The organism is Auraticoccus cholistanensis, from assembly GCF_009742705.1.
Taxonomy (GTDB): Bacteria; Actinomycetota; Actinomycetes; order Propionibacteriales; family Propionibacteriaceae; genus Auraticoccus; species Auraticoccus cholistanensis.
The window spans coordinates 328180-349690 of record NZ_WPCU01000005.1 but is presented as its reverse complement, the minus strand read 5'-3'; the positions used below and the strand labels follow the sequence as shown (position 1 = coordinate 349690).

Below are 21511 nucleotides of genomic sequence, written 5' to 3'. Positions count from 1 at the left end.
GCCACCCAGACGGCGGAGACGACGAGCGTGATGACGACGGGGACGGCGGGCGGGTCGCCGACCCCGAGCTGGTCCTCGACGATGCTGACGAGCGGGCGGACCAGGGCCAGGGCACCGAGTCCCACCACGAGCGGCCAGTGCAGCGAGCTGAGCGTCCTCATGCCCGTCACGCTAGGGTCGCGGGCCCTCGCCGGGCATCGGCTGCGGCGCTCGACCCGGGTCGACCGCTGACGCAGGCGTGCTACGTCGAGAGGCGACGTGCCGCGCCGCCGGCGAGCCGATGACCGCGGACCGCCCGGCTCCTACGCTGGGCACCGTGGAGGAGGCAGCGGCACCGGTCCCGGGCGCCCGGGACGGCCGCGGCGCGGGTCAGGCGCCGCCGTGGGTGGTGGACGCGCTGCTCGGCACCGCCGTCGCGCTCGCCCTCGCGCTCGTCATCGCCATCGGGGTGGGCGGCACCCGTCGTCCCGACCTGGTCGCCTACCTCTTCGCCGCCGGCTTCGGCGCGCTGCTGCTGCTGCGCCGCCGGCTGCCCCGCACCGTCCTGGTGCTGAGCGTGCTGGGGGTCTTCGCCTACTACACCCGCGACTACCCGCCGATCGGCGTCGCCGTCCCGGTCGTCCCCGCGCTGTACTCGGTGGCGGAGGCCGGCCTGCTGCGCTGGTCCGTCGGCGGCGGGCTGGTGGTGTTCGTGGTCTCGCTGTTCTTCCGGCTGCGCGACGGGGAGGAGGCCGTCGGCTTCCTGCTCGGCTACGAGACGGTGTCCAACCTGGCGCTGTTCGCCGCGGCCACCGCCCTCGGCGCCAGCGTCCGCGGCCGCCGCATCCAGGCGCTGCAGCAGGCCGAGATCGCCCGGCTCACCGGCGACCAGCTGGCCCGCGAGGCCGCCTCGCGGCTGCAGGGGGAGCGTGAGCGGATCTCCCGCGAGCTGCACGACACCGTCGGGCACACCCTGTCGGTGATCTCGCTGCAGGCCGGCGTCGCCGCCGAGGCGGTGGGCCGCGACGAGCGCGCCGTGGCCGAGGCGCTGGAGCGCATCGGCACCGCCAGCCGGCAGTCCCTCGGCGAGCTGCGCTCGATGGTGCGCCTGCTGCGCTCGGCCGGGGAGGACACCGCCGACGAGAGCCGCGGCGTCCGCTCGCTGGCCGGTCTCCAGGAGCTGGTCGACAGCGCCCGCCGGGCCGGCCTGGAGGTGACCACCGCCGTCGGCGCCAGCCCCGCGGAGCTGTCGGCCCCGGTCGACGCGGCGGCCTACCGGGTGGTCCAGGAGGCGATCACCAACGTGCTGCGCCACGCCGGCGCCACCCGGGCCAGCGTGACGGCGGAGGTACGCGAGGGCCGGCTGGAGCTGAGCGTCACCGACGACGGCCGGGGCGCACCGCCCGGCGGCACCGGCGGCGGCTACGGGCTGGCGGGGATGGCCGAGCGGGTGCGGCTGCTCGGCGGCTCGCTGACCACCGGGCCCGGCCCGGCCGGCGGGTTCCGGGTGCAGGCCAGCCTGCCTGCGAGGCTGTCGCCGTGATCCGCATCGTGCTGGTCGACGACCAGGAGCTCGTCCGGACGGGTCTGCGCACGCTGGCGCAGCACGACGGCGACATCGAGGTGGTGGCCGAGGCCGGCGACGGGCGCAGCGGACTCGCCGCCGTGCGCCAGCACCGGCCCGACGTCGTGCTGATGGACATCCGGATGCCCCGGCTGGACGGCATCGCGGCCACCCGCGCCGTCGCGGCCGACCCCTCGCTGGCCGCCGTGCGGGTGGTCGTGCTCACCACCTTCGACGAGGACGAGAACGTGCTCGCCGCCATCCGCGCCGGCGCGGCCGGCTACCTGCTCAAGGACGTCACCCCGGCCGAGCTGCGCTCGGCCATCCGGGTCGTGGCCGCCGGCGAGGCGCTGCTGTCGCCGGCCGTCACCCGCCGGGTGATGGCCGTGGTGGCCGACCACGCGGACAGCCGGACCCGGCCGGAGCTGCTCGAGCAGCTGACCGAGCGGGAGCGCGAGGTGCTGGCGCGGGTCGGCCTGGGGGAGTCCAACGACGAGATCGGCGCCAGCCTCTACATCAGCCCCGCCACCGCCCGCACCTACGTCAGCCGGCTGCTGACGAAGCTCGGCGCCCGGGACCGCTCCCAGCTGGTCGTCCTCGCCTACGAGTCCGGTCTGGTCCGTCCCGGTGGCGCCCGCTGAGCCGTGACCCGCTGAGGCCCGCCCACAGCGACGCCCACTGCTCCGGCCCGAGGTCGCGGGGCAGCGCACCCGGGGGCACCCGGGCCGCCGACAGCAGCCCAGCCACCCCGGCACGACGCTCCGGCAGCCGGTCGAGGACCTGCGCCATCCCGCGCCCGCGGCCGGTGAACACCCGGCGGACGAAGTCCTCGTAGCGACGCCGCTCGGCCGCCGGCACCAGCGGCCGGTCGCGGCGGACCACGCGCAGCAGCCCGGCGTCGACGCCCGGCCGGGGGGAGAAGTGGTGGGCCGCGACCCGGGCGTGCAGCTCGAAGCGGAACCAGGGGGCGGACTGGGCGGTCAGCATCGTGCCGCCCCCCGACGCCCGCCCGCTTGCGGGCGACCTCCCACTGGGTGAGCAGGACCGCCTGCTGCCAGGCCGGCGACCGCAGCAGCCGGCGCAGCAGCGGGGTGGTGAGCGAGAAGGGGATGTTGCCCACCACGACCGGCCGGTCCAGCGGGACGGTGAGGGCATCGGCGTGGCGCACCGCCACGCCGGGCAGGCGGCGGGCGAGCGCGCGGACCCGGTGCTCGTCGACGTCCACGGCGAGCAGGTCGCGGCCGAGCCGGGCCAGCGGGACGGTGAGGGCGCCGTCGCCCGCGCCCAGCTCGAGGACGGGGCCGTGGGTCTGCTCGACCAGGGCGACGACCCGGCGGATGGTGGGACGGTGGATCGGGAAGTTCTGGCCGAGCTCGTGGCGGCCACCGGAGGAGGACCGGGCGTGCATGACGTGCTCCGTCGTTCGAGGTGGAGCACCCGAGGGGCCGTACGGGCGTAGCGGGCCGCTCCCGGGTGCCGAGGGCATCCGGAAGGACGGCGCGATCGAGGTGCGTCGCCGCGCCGTCAGGCGCTGCGGTCGCGAACGGTGAGCTGGCGGCCGGCAGCGGCCGCGGGACCCGAGCACATGGCCGGCACGCTAGCGGCCTGCGGCGTCGGTCACACCCGGTTTTCCGCGACCGCACGAGATCGCCGTCTCAGGATCCGATCAGGCGTGGACAGCTCCTCGCGGTATTCCCTAGTGTTCCAGCATGGAAACCGGGAATGTCCTGCTGAGCGGCGTCTGCCAGCCAGCGGCCACGTGTTGTCGCTGTCGCTGACCACCTGCTCGCCCTGAGCCCGGCTGCCGGGCAGCAGGGCCCCCGGTACCACCCGCGTCCGACGTCTCGTCCCGACGCGTCACCGCCGCTCACCCCTCGGTGACCCGGCTGCTCCACCCCGGCCCCCGCACCGACGTCCGCCGTCGGCAGGGCGACGACGTCCGTGCGCCGGGCCCACACCACCACCTGAGGAGACCCTCCCATGACCCTGCTCGACGCCCGTCCCCAGACCGCCCAGCCCCAGACCGCCCAGCCCCAGACCGCCCGTTCCCAGACCGGCCAGGCCGGCTACCGCCTGATCGGCGTGCAACGGACCGGGGAGAACATCGGCGCCCGGATCGAGGGCGTCCGCCTCGGCGGCGACCTCGACCCGGACGTGGTCGGCGAGATCCGCCGCGCGCTGCTGGCGCACAAGGTGGTCTTCTTCTCCGGCCAGGACCACCTCGACGACACCGCCCAGTACGAGTTCGCCAGCCTGCTGGGGCGTCCCACCGCACCGCACCCGACCGTGCGGGGCAACGAGTCCGGCGTGCTGCCGATCGACTCCCGCCACGGCAAGGCGAACAGCTGGCACTCCGACGTCACCTTCGTCGACCGCATCCCGGCGATCAGCCTGCTGCGTGCGGTGAAGCTGCCCAGCCACGGCGGCAGCACCGTGTGGGCGAACACCGCCACCGCCTACGCCGCGCTGCACCCGGCGCTGCAGGCCCTGGCCGAGCGGCTGTGGGCCGTCCACAGCAACCTCTACGACTACGTGGCCGAGCGCGACGAGAAGCGCATCGGCGGCATCGACGTCCAGGAGCAGGCCTACCGCGACGAGTTCGCCAGCCAGGTCTTCGAGACCGAGCACCCGCTGGTCCGCGTCCACCCCGAGACGGGGGAGAAGGTGCTGCTCGCCGGCCACTTCGTGCGCCGCATCGTCGGGCTGAACACCCACGACAGCGACGACCTGTTCCAGCTGCTGCAGCGCCACGTGACCAGGCTGGAGAACACCGTGCGCTGGCAGTGGCGGCCGGGCGACCTGGCCATCTGGGACAACCGCGCCACCCAGCACTACGGCGTCGCCGACTACGGCGACCAGGAGCGCCTGCTGCACCGCATCACCCTGGCCGGCGACGTGCCGGTCAGCGTGGACGGGGTCAGCTCCACCCCGCGCCAGGGCGACGCCAGCCACTTCTCCCAGGTCGCCTGACCCTCCCACGACGGTGGCGGCCGCCCGGCGGCGGCCGCCACCGTCCCCCGCACGTCCGAGAGAGGACACAGCCATGACCCGTCTGGACCGACGGACCTTCCTCGCCGCCACCGGTGCCGGCCTCGCCACCACGCTGCTGACCCTGCCGGGCTGCCGCTCGGCGGTCGAGCAGGCCAGCGCCGGACCCGCCGGCGGACCGACCCACGGCGGTCGCATCGCCGCCGGCATCCTGACCGACCTGGTGCCGGCCAACTTCTTCACCAACTCCTCCCTCGGGGTGACCACCGTGGTCGGGCTGGCCTTCGAGTCCCTGATCCGCTACCCCAACGACACCGTCGAGCCCACGCCCCGGCTGGCGACCTCCTGGGAGCTGGCCGAGGACGGCCTCGCACTCACCCTCGAGCTGCGCCGGGGCGTGCTGTTCCACAACGGCCGCGAGTTCACCTCGGCCGACGTGGAGTCCTCCATCCGGGCCTACGCCGACCCCCGCTGGAACGGCCAGCTGCGGCGGACGGCCGCGGCCATCACCTTCTTCGACACCAGCGAGCCGTACCGGGTCACGCTCGGCTTCGAGCACCCGCTGGGCAACGTCTTCGACCTGCTCGACACCGTCCCCGTCGTCGACGCCGGCTCGCTGGAGCAGCTCGCCACCGGTGAGGCGTTCGTCGGGACCGGCCCGTTCAAGGTGACCTCCTGGGAGCCCGGCACGGCCATCACCTTCGACCGGCACGAGGGGTACTGGGTGCCCGAGCGCCCCTACGCCGACGGCGTGGACGTGCGGGTGATCACCGACGCCACCTCGTTGCTGTCCTCGCTGCGGTCGGGGCAGATCCAGCTGGCCAACGGCCTCAGCTACCTCGACCTGGACAACCTGCCGAGCGACGCCTTCGAGGTGCTCACCGCCGAGGGTGCGGAGCAGCAGCTCTACGTGGGCACCGATGTCACGGCGGGCTCGCTGGCCGACGTCCGGCTGCGCCGGGCCATCGCCTACGCCGTCGACCGGCAGCGGGTGGTGGACGAGGTGCTGCGGGGCGGCGGGTACCCCATCAACCTGCCCTGGCCGCGCTACTCCAGCGCCTTCGACGAGGCCCGCAACGAGCGCTACGCCCGTGACGTGGCGGCCGCCCGGGCCCTGGTCGCCGAGCTCGGCGAGATCGAGACCATCCCCTACACCTACCCGGTGGGGAACCCGCTGGTGGAGGCCACGGCGGCGATCGTGCAGGCCGACCTGGCCGAGGTCGGCATCACCGTCGAGCTCGACCCGATCGACCAGGCCCAGTTCACCAAGCGGCTGATCGGGGCCGAGCTCGAGGGCATCTGGACCACCTTCCACTCCTGGGCGCAGTACACGCCCTCCACGCTGACCGTGAGCGCCTACCCCTTCAACGCCGCCAAGAACGCCTCCAACTACCGGTCGGAGGAGTACGCCGAGCACGCCGACGCGGCCTGGCGGATCCCCGACGGGGCCGGGCCCGAGGCGGTCGAGGCCTACGGCGAGGTGTCGGAGGACCTGCTCGAGGCGCTGTTCCTCATCGAGCTCGCCGTCGTCCTGCCCCGCTACGGGATCTCCCGCCGGCTCAGCGGCGTGGACTGGACCAAGCGCAACGAGATCCTGCTCACCGACGCCTACCTCGGCGGTGGCTGATGGGCCGCTACCTCCTGCGTCGGCTGCCGTCCGCGCTGCTGGTGCTGCTCGCCTCCTCGGTGGCCATCTTCGGGCTGCTGCGGCTCGTGCCGGGGGACCCGGCCACCACGCTGGCCGGCGCGGACGCGCCCCCGGAGGCGGTGGCCGCCATCCGGGCCGAGCTGGGTCTCGACCGGCCGCTGGGGACGCAGTACGTGACCTGGCTGGGCGACGTCCTCACCGGCGACCTCGGCCGCTCCTACCTGATCGGCGGGCAGATCGCCGACCTGGTCCGCAGCGGCCTGGTCAACACCCTGGTGCTCACCGCCGCCGCGCTGCTGCTGGCGGTGGCGGGCAGCCTGGTGACCTCGCTGCTGTGGGCCCGGGTGGAGCGGGGTCCGCTGGACTCGCTGCTGACCTCGGTCAACACCCTGGCCCTGGCGCTGCCCACCTTCGTGACCGGGGTGGCGCTGGTGCTGGTGCTGGGCATCGTGCTCCGCGTGCTGCCCACCGGGGGGACGCCGCCGGCCGGGTTCGCCCGCGACCCCGACATCGCCGTGCAGTACCTGCTGATGCCGGCGGTCTGCCTGGCGCTGCCCGCCTCCGCCGCGCTCACCCGCTTCCTCACCGAGGCGCTGCGGACCGAGCTGGCCGCGCCCTACGTCACCACCGCGCGGGCCGCCGGCGTCCGGAGCTCGCGGCTGCTGGTGGCCCACGCGCTGCCGGCGGCGCTGCCGACCTACCTGACCGTGCTGGGGCTGCAGGCCGGCGGTCTGCTGGGCGGCGCGGTGCTGGTCGAGGCCATCTTCAGCTGGCCCGGGCTGGGCCAGCTCGCCGCCCAGGCGATCGACCGCCGCGACTACCCGGTGGTCCAGGTCCTGCTGCTGCTGTCGGTGGCGGTGTTCGTGGTGGTCCAGCTGACCACCGACGTGGTGCACGCCTGGTTGGACCCGCGGGTCCGGATCGGAGGTCTGACGTGACCGAGCTGCTGACCCGCACCGGCGTGGACGGGACGGTGGTCCCGGCCCCGGCGGCGGTCGAGCCCGACCGCCCGGAGGAGGCCGCGGCCGCCTCCCGGACCCGGTCGCGGAGCTGGCGGGCGCTGACCCGCGGCCGCGGGCTCGTCGGGCTGGTGCTGCTGGGCCTCGTGGTGCTGGCCGGGCTGCTGGCGCCTGTGCTCTCGCCCTGGGACCCGCTGCAGCAGGTGCCCGGTGCGAACCTGCTGCGCCCGGGCGGGGACCACCTGCTCGGCACCGACCAGGTCAACCGGGACGTGTGGTCCCGCACCCTGCACGGCATCCGCGCCGACCTGGTGGTCCTCGCCGTCGGCGTCCCCCTCGGTGCCCTGGCCGGCAGCCTGCTGGCGCTGCTGGGAACCCTGTCGGGCGTCGTCGACGTCGCGGTCCAGCGGCTGTTCGACCTGCTGCTGTCCTTCCCGACCCTGGTCTTCGCGATCGCGCTGACGGCGGTGATCGGGCCCGGGACCTGGACGGTGGTGACCGTGATCGCGGTGCTGGAGACCCCGGTGTTCGGCCGGGTGCTGCGCAGCGCGGTGCTCACCGTCACCGCCCAGCCCTACGTCGAGGCCTCGGTGGCGATGGGTGCGCCCCGGCGGTGGGTGCTGCGTCGCCACGTGCTGCCCAACGCCCGCGACCCGCTGGCCGTGCAGCTGGCCCTCTCGCTGTCGCTGGCCGTCTTCGTCGAGGGGGCGATGAGCTTCCTCGGCATCGGCGTCAGGCCACCGGCGCCCTCGCTGGGCAGCCTGATCTCCGACGGCATCGGCTACGCCGAGTCCAACGTGGCCTACGTGGTGGCCCCGCTGGTCGTGGTGGTGGTCGTGGTGCTCGGTCTGCAGCTGGTGGCCCAGGCCCTCGGCCGCGCCGCCCGGGGGGTCCGGTGAGCACCGGGGCCGGCACCGGTGCGGGGGCCGGGTCGCGGCCGGCCGCCTACGACGGCTTCGGGGGCCGGGTGGGACGCACGATGTCGCAGTCGCGGCCGTGGTGGCCCGAGGAGGTCCGGGCACCGGCGGGTGCACCCAACGTGGTGGTCGTGCTGGTCGACGACCTGGGCTACGCCGACACCGCGCCCTACGGCGGTGAGATCGAGACCCCGCACCTGGCCCAGCTGGCCGCGGAGGGGGTGCAGCTCACCGGCTACCACACGCTGCCGCTGTGCTCGCCGGCCCGGGCGTCGCTGCTGACCGGGGTCAACGCCCACCGCGCCGGCTTCGCCTACCCGGCGAACTCAGACCCCGGGCACCCGGCCTTCGACTTCCGGCTGCCCGACGACGCGCCCACCCTGGCCGAGTCCTTCCGGGCCTCGGGCTACGCCACCTTCGCGGTCGGGAAGTGGCACCTGGCCGGCGACCGGCTGCTGCACGACGCCGCGGACAAGTCGTCCTGGCCGCTGCAGCGGGGCTTCGACCGCTACTTCGGCAGCCTCGAGGGCTTCACCTCGCTGCACGCGCCGCACCGCCTGGTGTGGGACAACTCGCCCTACGAGGTCGACTCCTACCCCGACGGCTACTACCTGACCGACGAGCTCACCGACCGGGCCGTGGGCATGATCCGCGCGCTGCGGTCCAGCGACGCCCGCAAGCCCTTCTTCCTGTGGTTCGCCCACCACGCCGTGCACGGGCCCATCCAGGCCCGCGACGGCGACGTCGACCGCTACGCCGGCGTCTACGACTCCGGGTGGGACCACGTCCGCTCCGAGCGGTTCCGCCGCCAGGTCGAGCGAGGGCTGTTCCCCGAGGGGACCCGGCTGCCCGACGCTCCCGAGCCGGGGGTGGACGTCCCCGCCTGGGACTCCCTCAGCCCCGACCAGCGACGCCTGTTCGCCCGCTACATGGAGGTCTACGCCGCTGCGGTGACGGCGGTGGACGACAGCGTGGGCCGGCTCCGGGCGACGCTGGCCGAGCACGGCGACCTGGAGAACACGATCATCGTGTTCGCCTCCGACAACGGCGGCACCGCCGAGGGCGGGGTGAACGGCACCCGCAGCTACTTCAGCCAGTTCGTGCACCTGGCCGGGCTGGACGAGCGGTGGGAGCGCGACGTCGAGCGCGACCTCGACCTGGCGGGCGGCCCGCAGACCGCGGTGCACTACCCGCGGGGGTGGGGACGGGCGTCCAACACCCCGTTCCGGCTCTACAAGGGCCACACCCACGCCGGCGGGGTGCGGGCACCGCTGCTGGTCTCCTGGCCGGCCGGGCTGCCCGAGCGGGGGCTGCGGCACCAGTACGTGCACGCCACCGACCTGGCGCCCACCCTGCTGGAGCTCGCCCGGGTGCCGCGGCTGGCCGCCCGCCACGGCATCCCCGCCACGCCGCCCGACGGGGTCAGCGCGGTCCCGGTGCTGCGCTCCGCCGACGCGCTCGCGACCCACACCGAGCAGTACGCCGAGTCCGGCGGCCACCGGTCCTACACGGCCGGTCGGTGGAAGATCGTCACCCGGCACCTGCCGGGCACGGATTTCGACGACCGGGAGTGGGCGCTGCACGACCTGGCGGAGGACCCCACCGAGACCCGCGACCTCGCCGCCCGGCGGCCGGAGCTGGTGGCCGACCTGGCCCGCCGCTGGGAGGAGGCCGCCTGGGCCAACCGGGTGTTCCCCCTCGACGACCACGGCCCCGCCTCCGCGCTGCGCCGGCCGGCCGACGACCACCTCGACGACCCGGTCCGGCTGCTGCCGGGCACGCCCACGCTGGAACGGGTCCGCTCGGCGCGGCTGCTGCAGCACCGCCACCTCGACGTCACGGTCGAGCTGGCCCTGCGTCCCGGCGACCGCGGGGTGCTGGTGGCCCACGGCGACCAGGGCGGCGGCTACCTGCTGGCCGTCGACCCGCTCCCCGACGGCCGCCCGGCCGCGGTGCTGGTGCTCAACGCCTACGGCCGGGTGCACCGCACCGGCCCGCTCGCGCTGCAGCTGGGGCCGCAGCGGCTGCTGCTGCGGTTCGAGCCGCTCCCCGGCTTCCGCTGGCGGCTCCGGCTGGCCGCCGGCGGCGCCGAGGCCGAGCTCGGCGACGTCCCGCAGCTGCTGGGCATGGCCCCCTTCACCGGGATCAGCGTCGGCGCCGACCGGGGCGGACCGGTCGAGTGGGAGCGCCACCTCAGCCGCCGCCACGACCCGTTCACCGGCGTGCTGCACGCCGTCACCTACACCCCGGGACGCCCGAGCCCCGAGGACCCCCGCGAGCTGGCCCGGCTGTGGCTGGAAGGAGCACGGATCCATGACTGAGCGAGGCCAGCACCTGGTCGAGGAGCGTGGGCCGCTGCTGCGGGTCCGCGACCTGCGGGTCCACTTCGCCGAGCAGCCGCGTCCTGCGGTGGACGGGCTGTCCCTCGAGCTCGCACCCGGGGAGGTGCTGGCCCTGGTGGGGGAGTCGGGGTCGGGGAAGTCGGTGACCGCCCGCTCCCTGCTCGGCCTGCTGCCCGGCACCGCCACGGTGGCCGGGTCGGTGCGCTGGCAGGTCGCCGGGGTGCCGGACCGGGAGTGGGTGGGTGCCACGGAGTCGCAGTGGCGGCAGGTGCGGGGACGGTGCGCCGCCATGGTGTTCCAGGAGCCGCAGACCGCGCTCAACCCGGTCCGGACGGTGGGCTGGCAGCTGGCCGAGGCGGTGCGGGCGCACACCCGGACCGACCGGCGCAGCGCCCGCCGCCGGGCCGTGGAGCTGCTGGACCTGGTCGGCATCCCCGAGCCGGGGCGGCGGGTCGACAGCTTCCCGCACCAGCTCTCGGGCGGGCAGAAGCAGCGGGTGGTGATCGCGCTGGCGCTGGCCCAGCAGCCGGCGGCGCTGGTGGCGGACGAGCCGACCACCGCCCTCGACGTCACCGTGCAGCGGGACATCCTGCAGCTGCTGGCCGACCTGCGTGACCGGCTCGGCACCGCCGTGCTGCTCATCACCCACAGCATGGGGGTGGTGGCCTCCCTCGCGGACCGGGTGCAGGTGGTCCACGACGGCCGCCACGTCGAGACCGGCGGCGTGCACGAGCTGTTCGACCGCCCGCAGCAGCCCTACACCCGGCTGCTGCTGTCCTCGGTGCCCCGGCTGCCGACCACCTCGGACGCCGGTGCGCCGGCCCCGGCCGCGGCGGTCGACACGCGGGCGGTGGACCCGCGGGAGGTGGTGGTCGAGGCCGACGGGCTGGACGTCGAGTACCCGGGCCGGTTCGGCCGTGCCAGCACCCCGGTGCTGCACGACGTCACGTTCGCCGTGCGCGCCGGTGAGGTGCTGGGCGTGGTGGGCGAGTCCGGCTCGGGGAAGTCGACGCTGACCCGGGTGGTGCTGGGCCAGCTCCCCGCGCTGCGCGGGGAGGTGCGGGTCGGCGGGCAGCGGCTGGCCGGGCTGTCGTCGCAGGAACTGCGTCGGGTGCGCCGGGGCATCGGGGTGGTCCAGCAGGACCCCGCCAGCAGCCTCGACCCGCGGCTCAGCGTGGCCGACTGCGTCGCCGAGCCGCTGCAGCTGCACCGCTGGGGCGGCCCGGCCCTGGTCCGGGGCCGGGTGGCCGAGCTGCTGGAGTCGGTGTCGCTGCCGCGGGCGGTGGCCTCCCGGCTGCCGCACGAGCTCTCCGGCGGTCAGCGCCAGCGGGTGGCCGTCGCCCGCGCGCTGGCGCTGCGGCCGTCGCTGCTGGTGGCCGACGAGCCGACCAGCGCGCTCGACGTCACCGTGCAGGCGTCGGTGCTGGCCCTGCTCGCCCGGCTGCAGGCCGAGCAGGGCTTCGCCTGCCTCTTCGTCAGCCACGACCTGGCTGTCGTGCACCAGGTCAGCGACCGGGTGCTGGTGCTGCGCCACGGACGGGTGGTGGAGCAGGGCGACAGCGGGAGCGTGCTGACGCGGCCGGTCACCGGCTACGCCCGGGAGCTGGTGGACGCGGTGCCGGTCCCCGACCCGCGGCACCGGCTCGTCGGCCGGTGAGGGCCGCCAGCCCCCAGGCCACCAGCCCGGTGACGGCGCCCACCACGGTGCCCGTGACCAGGCTGGAGACCACACCGGTGCCCCGCACGAGCAGCTCGAGGGCGGCCGGGGACATGCCCGTGCTGGCGGCGTCCGGCAGCCGGGCGCCGACGGCGGTCTCCCACAGGAGCTGGTGACCCACCGCCAGGATCACGCCGTACAGGGCACCGACGACGAGCAGGGTGAGGAACGGCTTCGGCACCCGGGCCGCCCACACCACCGCGACCCAGATGAGCAGGGGCACGAAGACGAACAGGGCGTTGACGGAGGTGCCCTCCTGGATGAGGTCCAGGTCGTGCAGCACGACACGGGGCGCGGCCAGCAGGGCCAGCCCGACGAGGGCCGGCCAGGACAGGCCCAGGCGGGGGCGACGGGAGGTCGTCGCGTGCGGTGGGGACGAGGTGGTGGAGTTCATGCTCCGACGGTAGGAAGCAGCGGCCGTCACCACATCCGCGCGCACGCTCGATCCCGGTACGCCGTCAGGCGACGGCGGCCGTCGTCCGCGGGCGACCCGGGCGCCGGGGAAGGCCCGGGGTGGACCGGGCGGCTCTAGGCTGGGCGCCCATGAGGCCGGTGACCGAGCTCCTGCTGGGCTTCGGCGGCGGGGCCTGCCTCCTCGGGCTGGTCTTCTGGACCGTCGGGTTCGCCGTCGGCAAGGGCCGTCGCTCCGGCTGGCGGAGCACCCAGGGGAGGTGGGTGCCCTTCGAGGGCAGGTGGAGCCGCTCCTGGCAGGTCGAGTACCGGGCCGAGGACGGCAGCACCCACCGGGTGTTCCCGTCGATGGACGCCCTCGGCCTCACGCAGTCGGGGACGGTCCCCGTCCGCTACGACCCGCGCCGCCCCCGGCGGGCCGTGATCGACACCTTCTACCACCGGGGTGGGTTCTTCAAGGTCGTCGGCGGCGTGGTCGTGGGCATCGGACTCCTGCTGGCGGGCCTGGCGGCCCTGCTGTCCCGGGGCTGATGGTCACGGGCGGCACCACAGGCCGTACCGTCAGGTCATGAGCGACGAGACGCCCCGCAGCGGCGCCGCGGCCCCCACCTTCGTCGACGTGGACCTGCGGGGGGCCACCTTCCGGCAGGTCGACCTGTCCGGCGCCCGCTTCGCCGACGTCGACCTCACCGGCGCCCGGGTCCGCGGGGCGCTGCTGTCCGACGTCGACCTCAGCGGCGACATCCGCGACCTGCGGATCTACGGCATCGACGTGGTGCCCCTGGTGGAGGCCGAGCTCGACCGACGCCACCCCGAGCGGGTCCTGATGCGGCCGTCCGACGCGGAGGGGTTCCGCCGCGCCTGGGCCGAGCTGCGACGGCTGTGGGCGGCCACGGTGGCGAAGGCCCGGACCCTGGACCCCGCGCTGCTGCACGAGCAGGTGGACGAGGAGTGGTCCTTCGTCGAGACGCTGCGTCACCTGCTGTTCGCCACCGACGCCTGGGTGCTGCGGGTGCTGCTGCAGGACCCGGCGCCGTGGCACCCCCTCGACCTGCCCTTCGACGAGATGCCCGACGTGCCCGGCGTCCCGCGCGACCGGGAGGCCCGGCCGGAGCTGGCGCAGGTGCTGGCGCTGCGGGAGGACCGGGCCCGGACCGTCCAGCGGCTGCTCGACGAGCTGACCGACGACCGGCTCGACGAGCTGACCACCCCCGTGCCGGCCCCGGGCTTCCCGGAGTCCAGGGCCTACCCCGTGCGGGAGGCGCTGGAGGTGCTGGTGACCGAGGAGTGGTGGCACCGCTTCTTCGCCGAGCGCGACCTCGACCTGCTCGGCGCCCGGGGCGGCGCCGGCGTTTGACGCCCCGGCGCCGCGGCCGAAGAATCGCACCAGCCGACCACCACCGAGGAGCCCCGTGCGTCCCAGCCTGCACCCCGCCACCGGAACCGCCCGATGAGCCGGACGGCGCCGCAGCCGGTGGCGCTGGGCGTGGAGGACCTGCTGGCCCGCGCCCGCCGGCTCGCCGAGCGGGGTCCGCGCACGCTGCTGGGCATCACCGGGGCGCCGGGGGCCGGCAAGTCGACCCTGGCCGCCGCGGTGGTCGAGGCGCTCGGACCCGACCTGGCCGTGCTGGTGCCGATGGACGGCTTCCACCTGGCCGAGCGCACCCTGCTCGCGTGGGGCCGCCGGGAGCGGAAGGGGGCCTGGGACACCTTCGACGTCGACGGCTACCTGCACCTGCTGCGCCGCCTGCGGGCCGCGCGGGAGCCGGTGGTGCACGCCCCCGACTTCGACCGCGCGCTGGAGGAGCCCATCGGCTCCGCCATCCCCGTCCACCGGGCGGTGCCGCTGGTCGTCACCGAGGGCAACTACCTGCTCACCACCGAGGGATCGTGGGGCGGTGTCGCGGCGCTGCTGGACGAGTGCTGGTACCTCGAGCTCGACGACGAGGTGCGGCTGGACCGGCTCACCCGGCGCCACGAGCAGCACGGCAAGGCGCCCGAGGCGGCCGCCGGCTGGGCCCGCGGCACCGACCAGCGCAACGCCGAGCTGGTGGCCCGCTCCCGCGACCGGGCCGACCTCGTGGTGACGGTGGCCTGAGATGGCGCAGGAGCAGACCACGGTGACGGCGGTGGACGTCGAGCGGGCGGTGGCCCGGCTGGCCGGGGCCGTCGCCACCACCCCGCTGCAGCGCAGCGAGCGGCTGTCCCGCCTCACCGGCCTTGACGTGTGGTTCAAGCGCGAGGACCTGCAGCACGCCCGCTCCTACAAGGCGCGCGGCGCCTACCACCTGATCTCGCGGCTGTCGTCGGAGCAGAGGGCCCGCGGGGTGGTCTGCGCCTCCGCCGGCAACCACGCGCAGGGCGTCGCCCACGCCTGCGCGGTGCTCGGCGTCCGGGCCCGGATCTACCTGCCGCGCACCACGCCGCGGCAGAAGCGGGAGCGGGTCGCGGCCATCGGCGGCGACCGGGTGCAGGTGGTCATCGAGGGCGACTACTACGACGAGGCGGCCGCCGCGGCCGAGGCCGACGCCGCCCGGACCGGCGCGGTGCGCGTGCCGCCCTTCGACCACCCCGACGTGGTCGCCGGGCAGGGCACCCTGGCGCCGGAGCTGGTGCAGCAGCTGGGCGGCGCCCCCGACGCCGTGGTGGTCCCCGTCGGCGGGGCGGGTCTGCTGGCGGGGATGGTGGCCTGGCTGGCCGAACGGCACCCGGAGGTGCGGGTGGTCGGCGCCGAGCCCGCCGGCGCGGCGAGCCTGACCGCCGCGCTGGCCTCGGGTGGTCCGGTCACCCTGAGCGGGGTCGACACCTTCGTCGACGGGGCCTCGGTGGCCCGGGTCGGTGAGCTGACCCACGCCCTCGTCGCCGGCCGGCTGCACCAGGTGCGGGTGGTGCCGGAGGGGCTGGTCTGCACCGAGATGATCGACCTGTACCAGGAGGAGGGGATCATCGCCGAGCCCGCCGGCGCGCTGGCCGGAGCAGCGCTGCGCACGGGTCCGGACCTGCCGCCCGGGTCCCGGGTGGTGTGCGTCCTCTCCGGCGGCAACAACGACCTCAGCCGCTACGCCGAGGTGGTGGAGCGCTCGCTGGTGCACGAGGGACGCAAGCACTACTTCATGGTCGACTTCCCGCAGGAGGCCGGTGCGCTGCGCCGCTTCCTCGACGAGGTGCTGGGGCCCGACGACGACATCACCCTCTTCGAGTACGCCAAGCGCAGCAACCGCGAGTTCGGGCCGGCGCTGGTGGGCATCGAGCTGGGCCGTCCGGAGGACATCGACGACCTGCTGGGCCGGATGGAGCGCAGCCCGATCCGCGCCACCCACCTGCCAGCGGACGCGCAGCTCACCCGCTTCCTCATCTGAGGTACCTCAGGGGTCGGCCGCCGCGGGTCCGGAGCGGCAGAAGCAGCAGTTCGCCCGATGCGGCGGAGCCGGCCTCAGCACGACGGTGGGTCCATGAGCGACTACTGGACGATGACGACGTACCGCAACGAGCTGGCGGAGCAGATGGAACGCGCCCGGGAGCGCCGGCTGGCCCGGGAGCTCGCCGCCGCCCGACGCCTCGAGCGCCGCGAGGAGCGACGGGCGAGGCGGGCGCTGCAGGCGCCCGCCGCGCGTCCCCGGCACCTGCGGCTGCTGGTCTGGCGTTGACCGCTGCTCCTGTCAGTCCCGCGTGCCACGATGGCACCGTGCTGACAGAGGGGCTGGCCGTGGTGGGCCGCGACGCCGAGCTCGCCACGCTGCTGCAGCAATGGGGTGAGGCCGCCGCCTCACCGCGGACGGTGCTGCTGGCCGCCGACGCCGGTGGCGGCAAGACCACGGTGATCGGCGAGCTCGTCCGCCGGCTGACCGCACCGGGGGCGACCTCCCCGACCCCGCAGGTCGTGGTCGGGGAGTGCGTCCCGCTGGGTGAGCTGGGGCTGGCCCTGGTCCCGGTGGCGCAGCTGCTGCGCCGGCTGATCGAGGCGCACGGGGTCGAGCAGGTGCTGGAGTGGGCCGGCGCCGGCGCGGACACGCTGGGCGCGGTGCTGCCGGCCCTGGGACGGGCCCGACCCGCGGACGAGGACCGGCTCCGGCTGTTCGAGGCGATAACCCGCGTGCTCGAGCAGGCCGCCGCCCGGCAGCCGCTGCTGGTCGTCGTCGAGGACGCCCACTGGGCCGACGAGAGCACCCGGCAGCTGCTCCGCTTCGTCACCCAGTCGCTGCGCCCCGCGCACGTCATGGTGCTGATCTCCTACCGCACCGACGAGGTGCACCGGCGCCACCCGCTGCGGCCCTTCCTGGCCGAGCTGGTGCGGCTGCCGCAGGTGCTGCGGGTCGAGCTGCCGCTGCTCACCGTGGCCGAGGTCGCCCAGCTGCTGGAGCAGCGGCTCGGGCACCCGGTCGGGCCCGATCTCGCCGCGTCGGTCCACGAGCGCAGCGAGGGGGTGCCCTACTTCGTGGCCGAGCTGGGGCAGGCGCTGGAGCGCGGCTGCCCCGAGATGCCGGACAACCTCCGCGACGCGCTGCTGGTGCGCGCGGCCACGGTCAGCGAGGAGGCGCAGGCGCTGGTGCGGCTGATGACCACCGCCGGGAACTCCATCAGCCACGCGCTGCTGCGTGAGGTCAGCGACCTGCCCGAGCCCGAGCTGGACCGGCTGCTGCGCGAGGCGGTCGACTCCGGGCTGCTGCTGACCACCGAGTCCGGCTACCGGTTCCGCCACGCGCTGCTGCGGGAGGTGCTGCACGCCGACCTGCTGCCCGGCGAGCACAGCCGCAGCCACGCCCGCTTCGCCGAGGTGCTGACCGTCCGCCCGGACCTGGCCCGGGGGCACCTGGACGCCGAGATCGCCCACCACTGGTCGGCCGCGCACGAGCCGCAGCGGGCCTTCGACGCCGCGATGGCCGCCGCGGCCTCCGCCTCGAGCCCCTACGAGCAGCTGCGGATGCTCGAGGTCGCGCTCGAGCTGTGGGACCGGGTCGACCACGGCGGGCACGGCAGCCACGCCGACGTGCTGGAGCGCGCGGCGGGGCTGGCCCGCCGCCTCGGCGACTCCCGGCGGGGCCTGCCGCTGATCCGGGCGTCCCTGGCCGAGACCGACGAGGCGGCCGAGCCGCTGGTGTCGGCCCGCCGCCAGGTGGTCAAGGGGATCCTGCTCGGTCTCTCGACCGACGACCTCGGCCAGAGCTACGCCGATGCCATCGCCACCACCACCGCCGCGGTCGAGCTGACCCGCCCGCACGGCGACACCCACGAACGGGCGCAGGCCCTCGACGCGCTGGCCACCCAGCTGATGCTCACCGGCGACCGCGAGCACGCGCTGGAGGTCGCGCGCGAGGCCGAGCGGACGGCGGTCGCCATCGGCGCCGACCACCTGCGGGCGAGCGCCCTCAACACCCAGGGCTCGGTCCTGGTCGGCCTCGGGGAGGAGGCCGAGGGGCTGGCCACGCTGCGCCGGTCGCTGCCGCTGGCCGACGGCAGCGAGTGGCTGCAGCTGCGCTACCACGTCAACATGTCCGACGCGCTGCTCAGCGCGGGGCGGGCCGAGGAGTCGATCGCGGTCGCCACCGAGGGCATCGAGGTGGCCCGGCGGCAGGGCATCTCGCGGGCCGCCGGCGCGATGCTGATCGGCAACGCGGTGGCGGCGATGCTCGAGCTGGACCGCTGGGACGAGGCCGGGGAGCTGCTGCGCACGGGCCGCGAGCTCAGCGCCATCGGCCACCACGCCCTGCACCTGCAGCTCGTCGGCGCCTGGATGGACACCTGGCAGGGACGCTCTGCCCAGGCCCGCGCGGTGCTGGACCTGCCCGGCGCGGGACGCTCGCCCGCCGGCCGGCTGCCCCAGTTCCTCCGCCTGCTGTGCATCACCCGGGCCGACCTCGCCTGGCTGGAGGGCGACCCGGCCGGAGCCTGGCAGGAGCTGCAGCCGCTGCTGGACCGTCCGCAGCTGATGAAGGAGGACGAGCGCTGGCGGCTGCTCACCCTCGCCGCCCGCAGCGCGGCGGCGGTGGACGACCCGGCCGCGGCCACCGCCCGCGTCCACGAGCTCGCGGCCTCCTGCCGCGAGGTCACCGCCGCCAGCTGGGCCCGGCCGCTGGTCGCCGCCGAGCTGGCGGACACGGCTGCGGCGTGGCGGGCCGCCGTGGCGGCGCTGGGGCACGGTCCGGCCCACCTGCGCCCCTACGCCGGCCTCCGGCTGGCCTCGACGCTGCTCGTCGGGCGGCAGCGGGGCGAGGCCGAGGCCGTGCTCGCCGCGGCGTGCGAGCAGGCGCGCCGGCTGGGGCTGGTTCCGCTGCACGAGCGGCTGCGACGGCTCCAGCGCCGCTCGGGGGAGCGGGACGGCACCGGCGTGCTGACCCCGCGCGAGGCGGAGGTGCTGCGGCTGGTGGCCGAGGGCCGCTCCAACGCCGAGATCGGGCGCGAGCTGTTCATCAGCGCCAAGACCTCGAGCGTGCACGTGTCCAACATCCTGGCCAAGCTGGACGCCTCCTCCCGCGGCGAGGCAGCGGCCAAGGCGCGACGGGCGGGTCTGCTGGACTGAGCGTTCAGTCCCGGCCGCCCGGCTCGGGCCCGCCCTCGCCGGCCTGGTCGAGGTGGTCGTTGAGCGTGATGGCCGCGTTCACCAGGGCCAGGTGGCTGAGCGCCTGCGGCAGGTTGCCGAGGAACCCGCCGCTGTCGACGTCGACCATCTCGGCGAGCAGCCCCACGTCGTTCGCGGTGGCCTGCAGCTGCTCCATCAGCTCCTCGGCCTCCTCGAGCCGGCCCACCAGGGTCAGCGCGGAGACCATCCAGAACGAGCAGGCCAGGAAGACCCCCTCGCTCCGCTGGGCGCCGCTGTAGCGGTGCAGGTGCGGCCCGGAGCCCAGCTCGCGGCGGAGTGCGTCCAGCGTCGAGGACATCCGGGGTCCGCGGTCGAAGCCGCTGATCGCGTGCAGCAGGATCGAGGCGTCGAGCTCGCGGCTGCCCGGGTACCAGACGTAGGCGCCGAGCTCCTCGTCCCAGCCGTTCTCCTCGACCCAGGCCCGGATCAGCCGGGCCTCGGCCCGCCAGCGGTCCGCCTGACCGGGGATCTGGCCGATCTCGGCCAGGTGCACCGCCTGCGTGAGCGCGTGCCAGCAGCCCAGCTTCGAGGTGACGTTGTGCCGGTCCACGCCCAGCTCCCACATCCCGGCGTCGGGCTGGCGCCACACGTCGCAGGCCCGGTCGGCCAGCATGGCCATCAGCCGGCCGGTGCCGGCGTCGAGCACGTTGCCCTGGCTGACGTAGAGCGCCACGATGCTGAACACGTCGCCGAAGACACCCAGCTGCAGCTGCTGGGCCGCCGGGTTGCCGGTGACCACCCGGCCGACCCCGCGCCATCCCGGCACGTCGTGCACCCTCACCCGGTCGTCGGGCTGGCTGCCGTCGAGGCGGCTCAGGATCACCGGTTCGCGACCGTGACGCTCCAGGGTCCGCAGCATCCAGCTGATGGCCGCGTGGGTCTCCTCCCGGACGCCGAAGCGGAGCAGGGCGGTGAGCGCGTAGGCGGAGTCCCGCGTCCAGCTGAACCGGTAGTCCCAGTTCTTCTGCCGGGTCAGCGACTCCGGCAGCGAGGTGGTCGCCGCGGCGGCCAGGGCGCCGGTGGGGGCGTAGATCAGCTGCTTGAGCAGCAGACCGCTGCGTCGCACCAGCGGCTCCCACCGCCCGTGCCAGCCGAAGGTGTCCGACCAGGTCTGCCAGCCGTCGACGGTGCGGTCCACGGCGGCGTCGACGTCCTCGGCGCGGGGCAGGAAGAGCGGCTCGTCCTCGGTGGCGACCAGGCCCAGCAGGTGCCGCGAGCCGGGGGAGGTGCGGTACTCGACGGTGACCGAGCGGGCGCCGACGTCCAGCCGCTCGTGGCCGAGGGTGCGGACGCCCATGGTCAGCTCGTGCACCCGCAGCACCGGCCCGTGGACGGTGGTCGAGACCCAGGCCGACCCCTGGTTCAGGCAGGTGCCCGGACGCACCTCGGCCCGCACCGCGACGCTGCCCTCCACCCCCTCGATGCGGCGGGCGAGCTCGCACCAGGGCAGCCGGCCGGCCACCCCGGTGTTCATCGAGTCCACCACCCGCACCACACCCGACGCGGTGCGGTAGGTGGTGGTGAGGACGTTGGTGTCGGGCACGTAGGCGCGGCTGACGGTGAACGGCTCGACGGGGCTGAGCGCGAGGTAGCCGCCGTCCCCGGCGTCCAGCAGGGCCGCGAACGGGGCGGGGGAGTCGAGGTCGGGGGCCGGCATCCAGTCGATGCGGCCGTCCCGGCCGACCAGGGCGATGGTGCGGCCGTCGCCGATCGAGGCGTAGGAGCGCAGGTCCAGGTAGCCGTCGGCGTCGCGCTCGTCGACCACCGCCTCGACCTCGTCCCCACCGCGCCAGCAGAGGTCCGGCGAGCCGACCCGGACCCGCGCCCCGGTGCGGAGCGGCGCGAAGAGGTCGTCGTCGGGGGAGGTCTCGGGTCGGCGCACCCGCTCAGTCTGTCAACCCACCCCCAGCCGCCGTAGGGTCGGTGCCATGAGCCGCACCATCGCCACCAACACCCGCGCCACCCTCGAGGAGTTGCTGGACTTCGTCCGGCCGCGCCACCACATGATCGTGGTCACCCGGCGGCGCGACGGCAGCCCGCAGATCTCGCCGGTCACCGGCGGCGTCGACCCGCAGGGTCGCATCGTCATCTCCTCCTACCCGAGCCGCGCGAAGGTGGTCAACGCCGCGCGCGACCCCCAGGTCAGCGTCTGCGTGCTGTCGGACGACTTCGGCGGCGCCTGGGTGCAGGTCGACGGCGAGGCCGAGGTGCTCCACATGCCCGAGGCCGAGGACGGCCTGGTGGAGTACTTCCGCTGCATCAGCGGCGAGCACCCCGACTGGGAGGAGTACCGCGCGGCGATGCGGGTCCAGGACAAGTCGCTGCTGCGCATCACCCCGCGGCGCTGGGGACCCATCGCCACCGGCGGGTTCCCCGCCGACGTCGCCGCCCGGCTCGACGGCTGAGGCG

Annotated in this window: 17 protein-coding genes and 1 pseudogene; 15 read left to right on the top strand and 3 right to left on the bottom strand. The window is 75.3% G+C overall.

The window, feature by feature from the left end:
- Positions 1 to 316: 316 nt before the first annotated feature.
- Complete coding sequence (locus GC722_RS07535) at positions 317 to 1522, top strand: sensor histidine kinase (protein ID WP_197429894.1); 1206 nt, start codon at positions 317 to 319, stop codon at positions 1520 to 1522.
- Positions 1519 to 2184: a response regulator transcription factor gene (locus GC722_RS07530; RefSeq protein ID WP_331714506.1), complete on the top strand. Its 666-nt coding sequence runs from the start codon at positions 1519 to 1521 to the stop codon at positions 2182 to 2184. Before GC722_RS07535 ends, GC722_RS07530 begins: the two co-directional genes overlap by 4 nt.
- Here the strand turns inward: GC722_RS07530 and erm are convergent.
- Positions 2087 to 2951, bottom strand: a pseudogene (erm, locus tag GC722_RS19475) (23S ribosomal RNA methyltransferase Erm). The gene GC722_RS07530 and the pseudogene erm sit on opposite strands and share 98 nt — an antisense overlap.
- 572 nt (positions 2952 to 3523) lie before the next feature.
- On the opposite strand from erm, the gene GC722_RS07520 reads away from it, so the two are divergent.
- The 6 genes from GC722_RS07520 to GC722_RS07495 all read left to right on the top strand — a co-directional run bounded on the left by GC722_RS07520 (position 3524) and on the right by GC722_RS07495 (position 12054).
- Positions 3524 to 4513 (top strand): TauD/TfdA dioxygenase family protein, encoded by a 990-nt coding sequence (locus GC722_RS07520; RefSeq protein ID WP_156609382.1) that lies wholly within the window; start codon positions 3524 to 3526, stop codon positions 4511 to 4513.
- 73 nt (positions 4514 to 4586) lie between these two features.
- Entirely contained in the window at positions 4587 to 6158 is a 1572-nt protein-coding gene (locus GC722_RS07515; RefSeq protein WP_156609381.1) for an ABC transporter substrate-binding protein, read from the top strand.
- Complete coding sequence (locus GC722_RS07510) at positions 6158 to 7117, top strand: ABC transporter permease (RefSeq protein WP_156609380.1); 960 nt, start codon at positions 6158 to 6160, stop codon at positions 7115 to 7117. Before GC722_RS07515 ends, GC722_RS07510 begins: the two co-directional genes overlap by 1 nt.
- Positions 7114 to 8037, top strand: a complete 924-nt coding sequence (locus GC722_RS07505) for an ABC transporter permease (RefSeq protein WP_331714505.1) — start codon at positions 7114 to 7116, stop codon at positions 8035 to 8037. The genes GC722_RS07510 and GC722_RS07505 overlap by 4 nt, the downstream gene beginning before the upstream one ends.
- The gene (locus tag GC722_RS07500) at positions 8034 to 10376 is read left to right on the top strand and encodes an arylsulfatase (protein ID WP_331714504.1); all 2343 of its coding nucleotides are present in this window, start codon (positions 8034 to 8036) and stop codon (positions 10374 to 10376) included. Before GC722_RS07505 ends, GC722_RS07500 begins: the two co-directional genes overlap by 4 nt.
- Entirely contained in the window at positions 10369 to 12054 is a 1686-nt protein-coding gene (locus tag GC722_RS07495) for a dipeptide ABC transporter ATP-binding protein (protein ID WP_156609379.1), read from the top strand. Before GC722_RS07500 ends, GC722_RS07495 begins: the two co-directional genes overlap by 8 nt.
- On the opposite strand, the gene GC722_RS07490 is transcribed toward GC722_RS07495, so the two are convergent.
- Complete coding sequence (locus GC722_RS07490) at positions 11981 to 12508, bottom strand: hypothetical protein (RefSeq protein ID WP_156609378.1); 528 nt, start codon at positions 12506 to 12508, stop codon at positions 11981 to 11983. The genes GC722_RS07495 and GC722_RS07490 overlap by 74 nt on opposite strands.
- Positions 12509 to 12657: 149 nt before the next feature.
- Here GC722_RS07490 and GC722_RS07485 point away from each other — a divergent pair, with 149 nt between their 5' ends.
- From GC722_RS07485 to GC722_RS18910, 6 genes are all read left to right on the top strand, one after another.
- The gene (locus GC722_RS07485) at positions 12658 to 13056 is read left to right on the top strand and encodes a DUF3592 domain-containing protein (RefSeq protein ID WP_156609377.1); all 399 of its coding nucleotides are present in this window, start codon (positions 12658 to 12660) and stop codon (positions 13054 to 13056) included.
- A gap of 37 nt (positions 13057 to 13093) precedes the next feature.
- Positions 13094 to 13882, top strand: a complete 789-nt coding sequence (locus tag GC722_RS07480) for a DinB family protein (RefSeq protein WP_156609376.1) — start codon at positions 13094 to 13096, stop codon at positions 13880 to 13882.
- A 93-nt stretch (positions 13883 to 13975) separates the two neighbouring features.
- Positions 13976 to 14623 (top strand): nucleoside/nucleotide kinase family protein, encoded by a 648-nt coding sequence (locus GC722_RS07475; RefSeq protein WP_156609375.1) that lies wholly within the window; start codon positions 13976 to 13978, stop codon positions 14621 to 14623.
- 1 nt (position 14624) lies between these two features.
- Entirely contained in the window at positions 14625 to 15884 is a 1260-nt protein-coding gene (gene ilvA / locus GC722_RS07470; protein ID WP_156609374.1) for a threonine ammonia-lyase IlvA, read from the top strand.
- Between the two features lie 93 nt (positions 15885 to 15977).
- Complete coding sequence (locus tag GC722_RS17690; RefSeq protein ID WP_197429892.1) at positions 15978 to 16172, top strand: hypothetical protein; 195 nt, start codon at positions 15978 to 15980, stop codon at positions 16170 to 16172.
- Positions 16173 to 16210: 38 nt separating this feature from the next.
- Positions 16211 to 19042 (top strand): helix-turn-helix transcriptional regulator, encoded by a 2832-nt coding sequence (locus GC722_RS18910; RefSeq protein ID WP_197429891.1) that lies wholly within the window; start codon positions 16211 to 16213, stop codon positions 19040 to 19042.
- 4 nt (positions 19043 to 19046) lie between these two features.
- Here GC722_RS18910 and GC722_RS07460 read toward each other — a convergent pair whose 3' ends face one another.
- On the bottom strand, positions 19047 to 20984 hold the full coding sequence (locus tag GC722_RS07460) for a glycoside hydrolase family 15 protein (RefSeq protein ID WP_197429890.1): 1938 nt from the start codon (positions 20982 to 20984) through the stop codon (positions 19047 to 19049).
- A gap of 46 nt (positions 20985 to 21030) precedes the next feature.
- On the opposite strand from GC722_RS07460, the gene GC722_RS07455 reads away from it, so the two are divergent.
- Positions 21031 to 21507: a PPOX class F420-dependent oxidoreductase gene (locus GC722_RS07455; RefSeq protein WP_156609372.1), complete on the top strand. Its 477-nt coding sequence runs from the start codon at positions 21031 to 21033 to the stop codon at positions 21505 to 21507.
- Positions 21508 to 21511 lie beyond the last annotated feature (4 nt).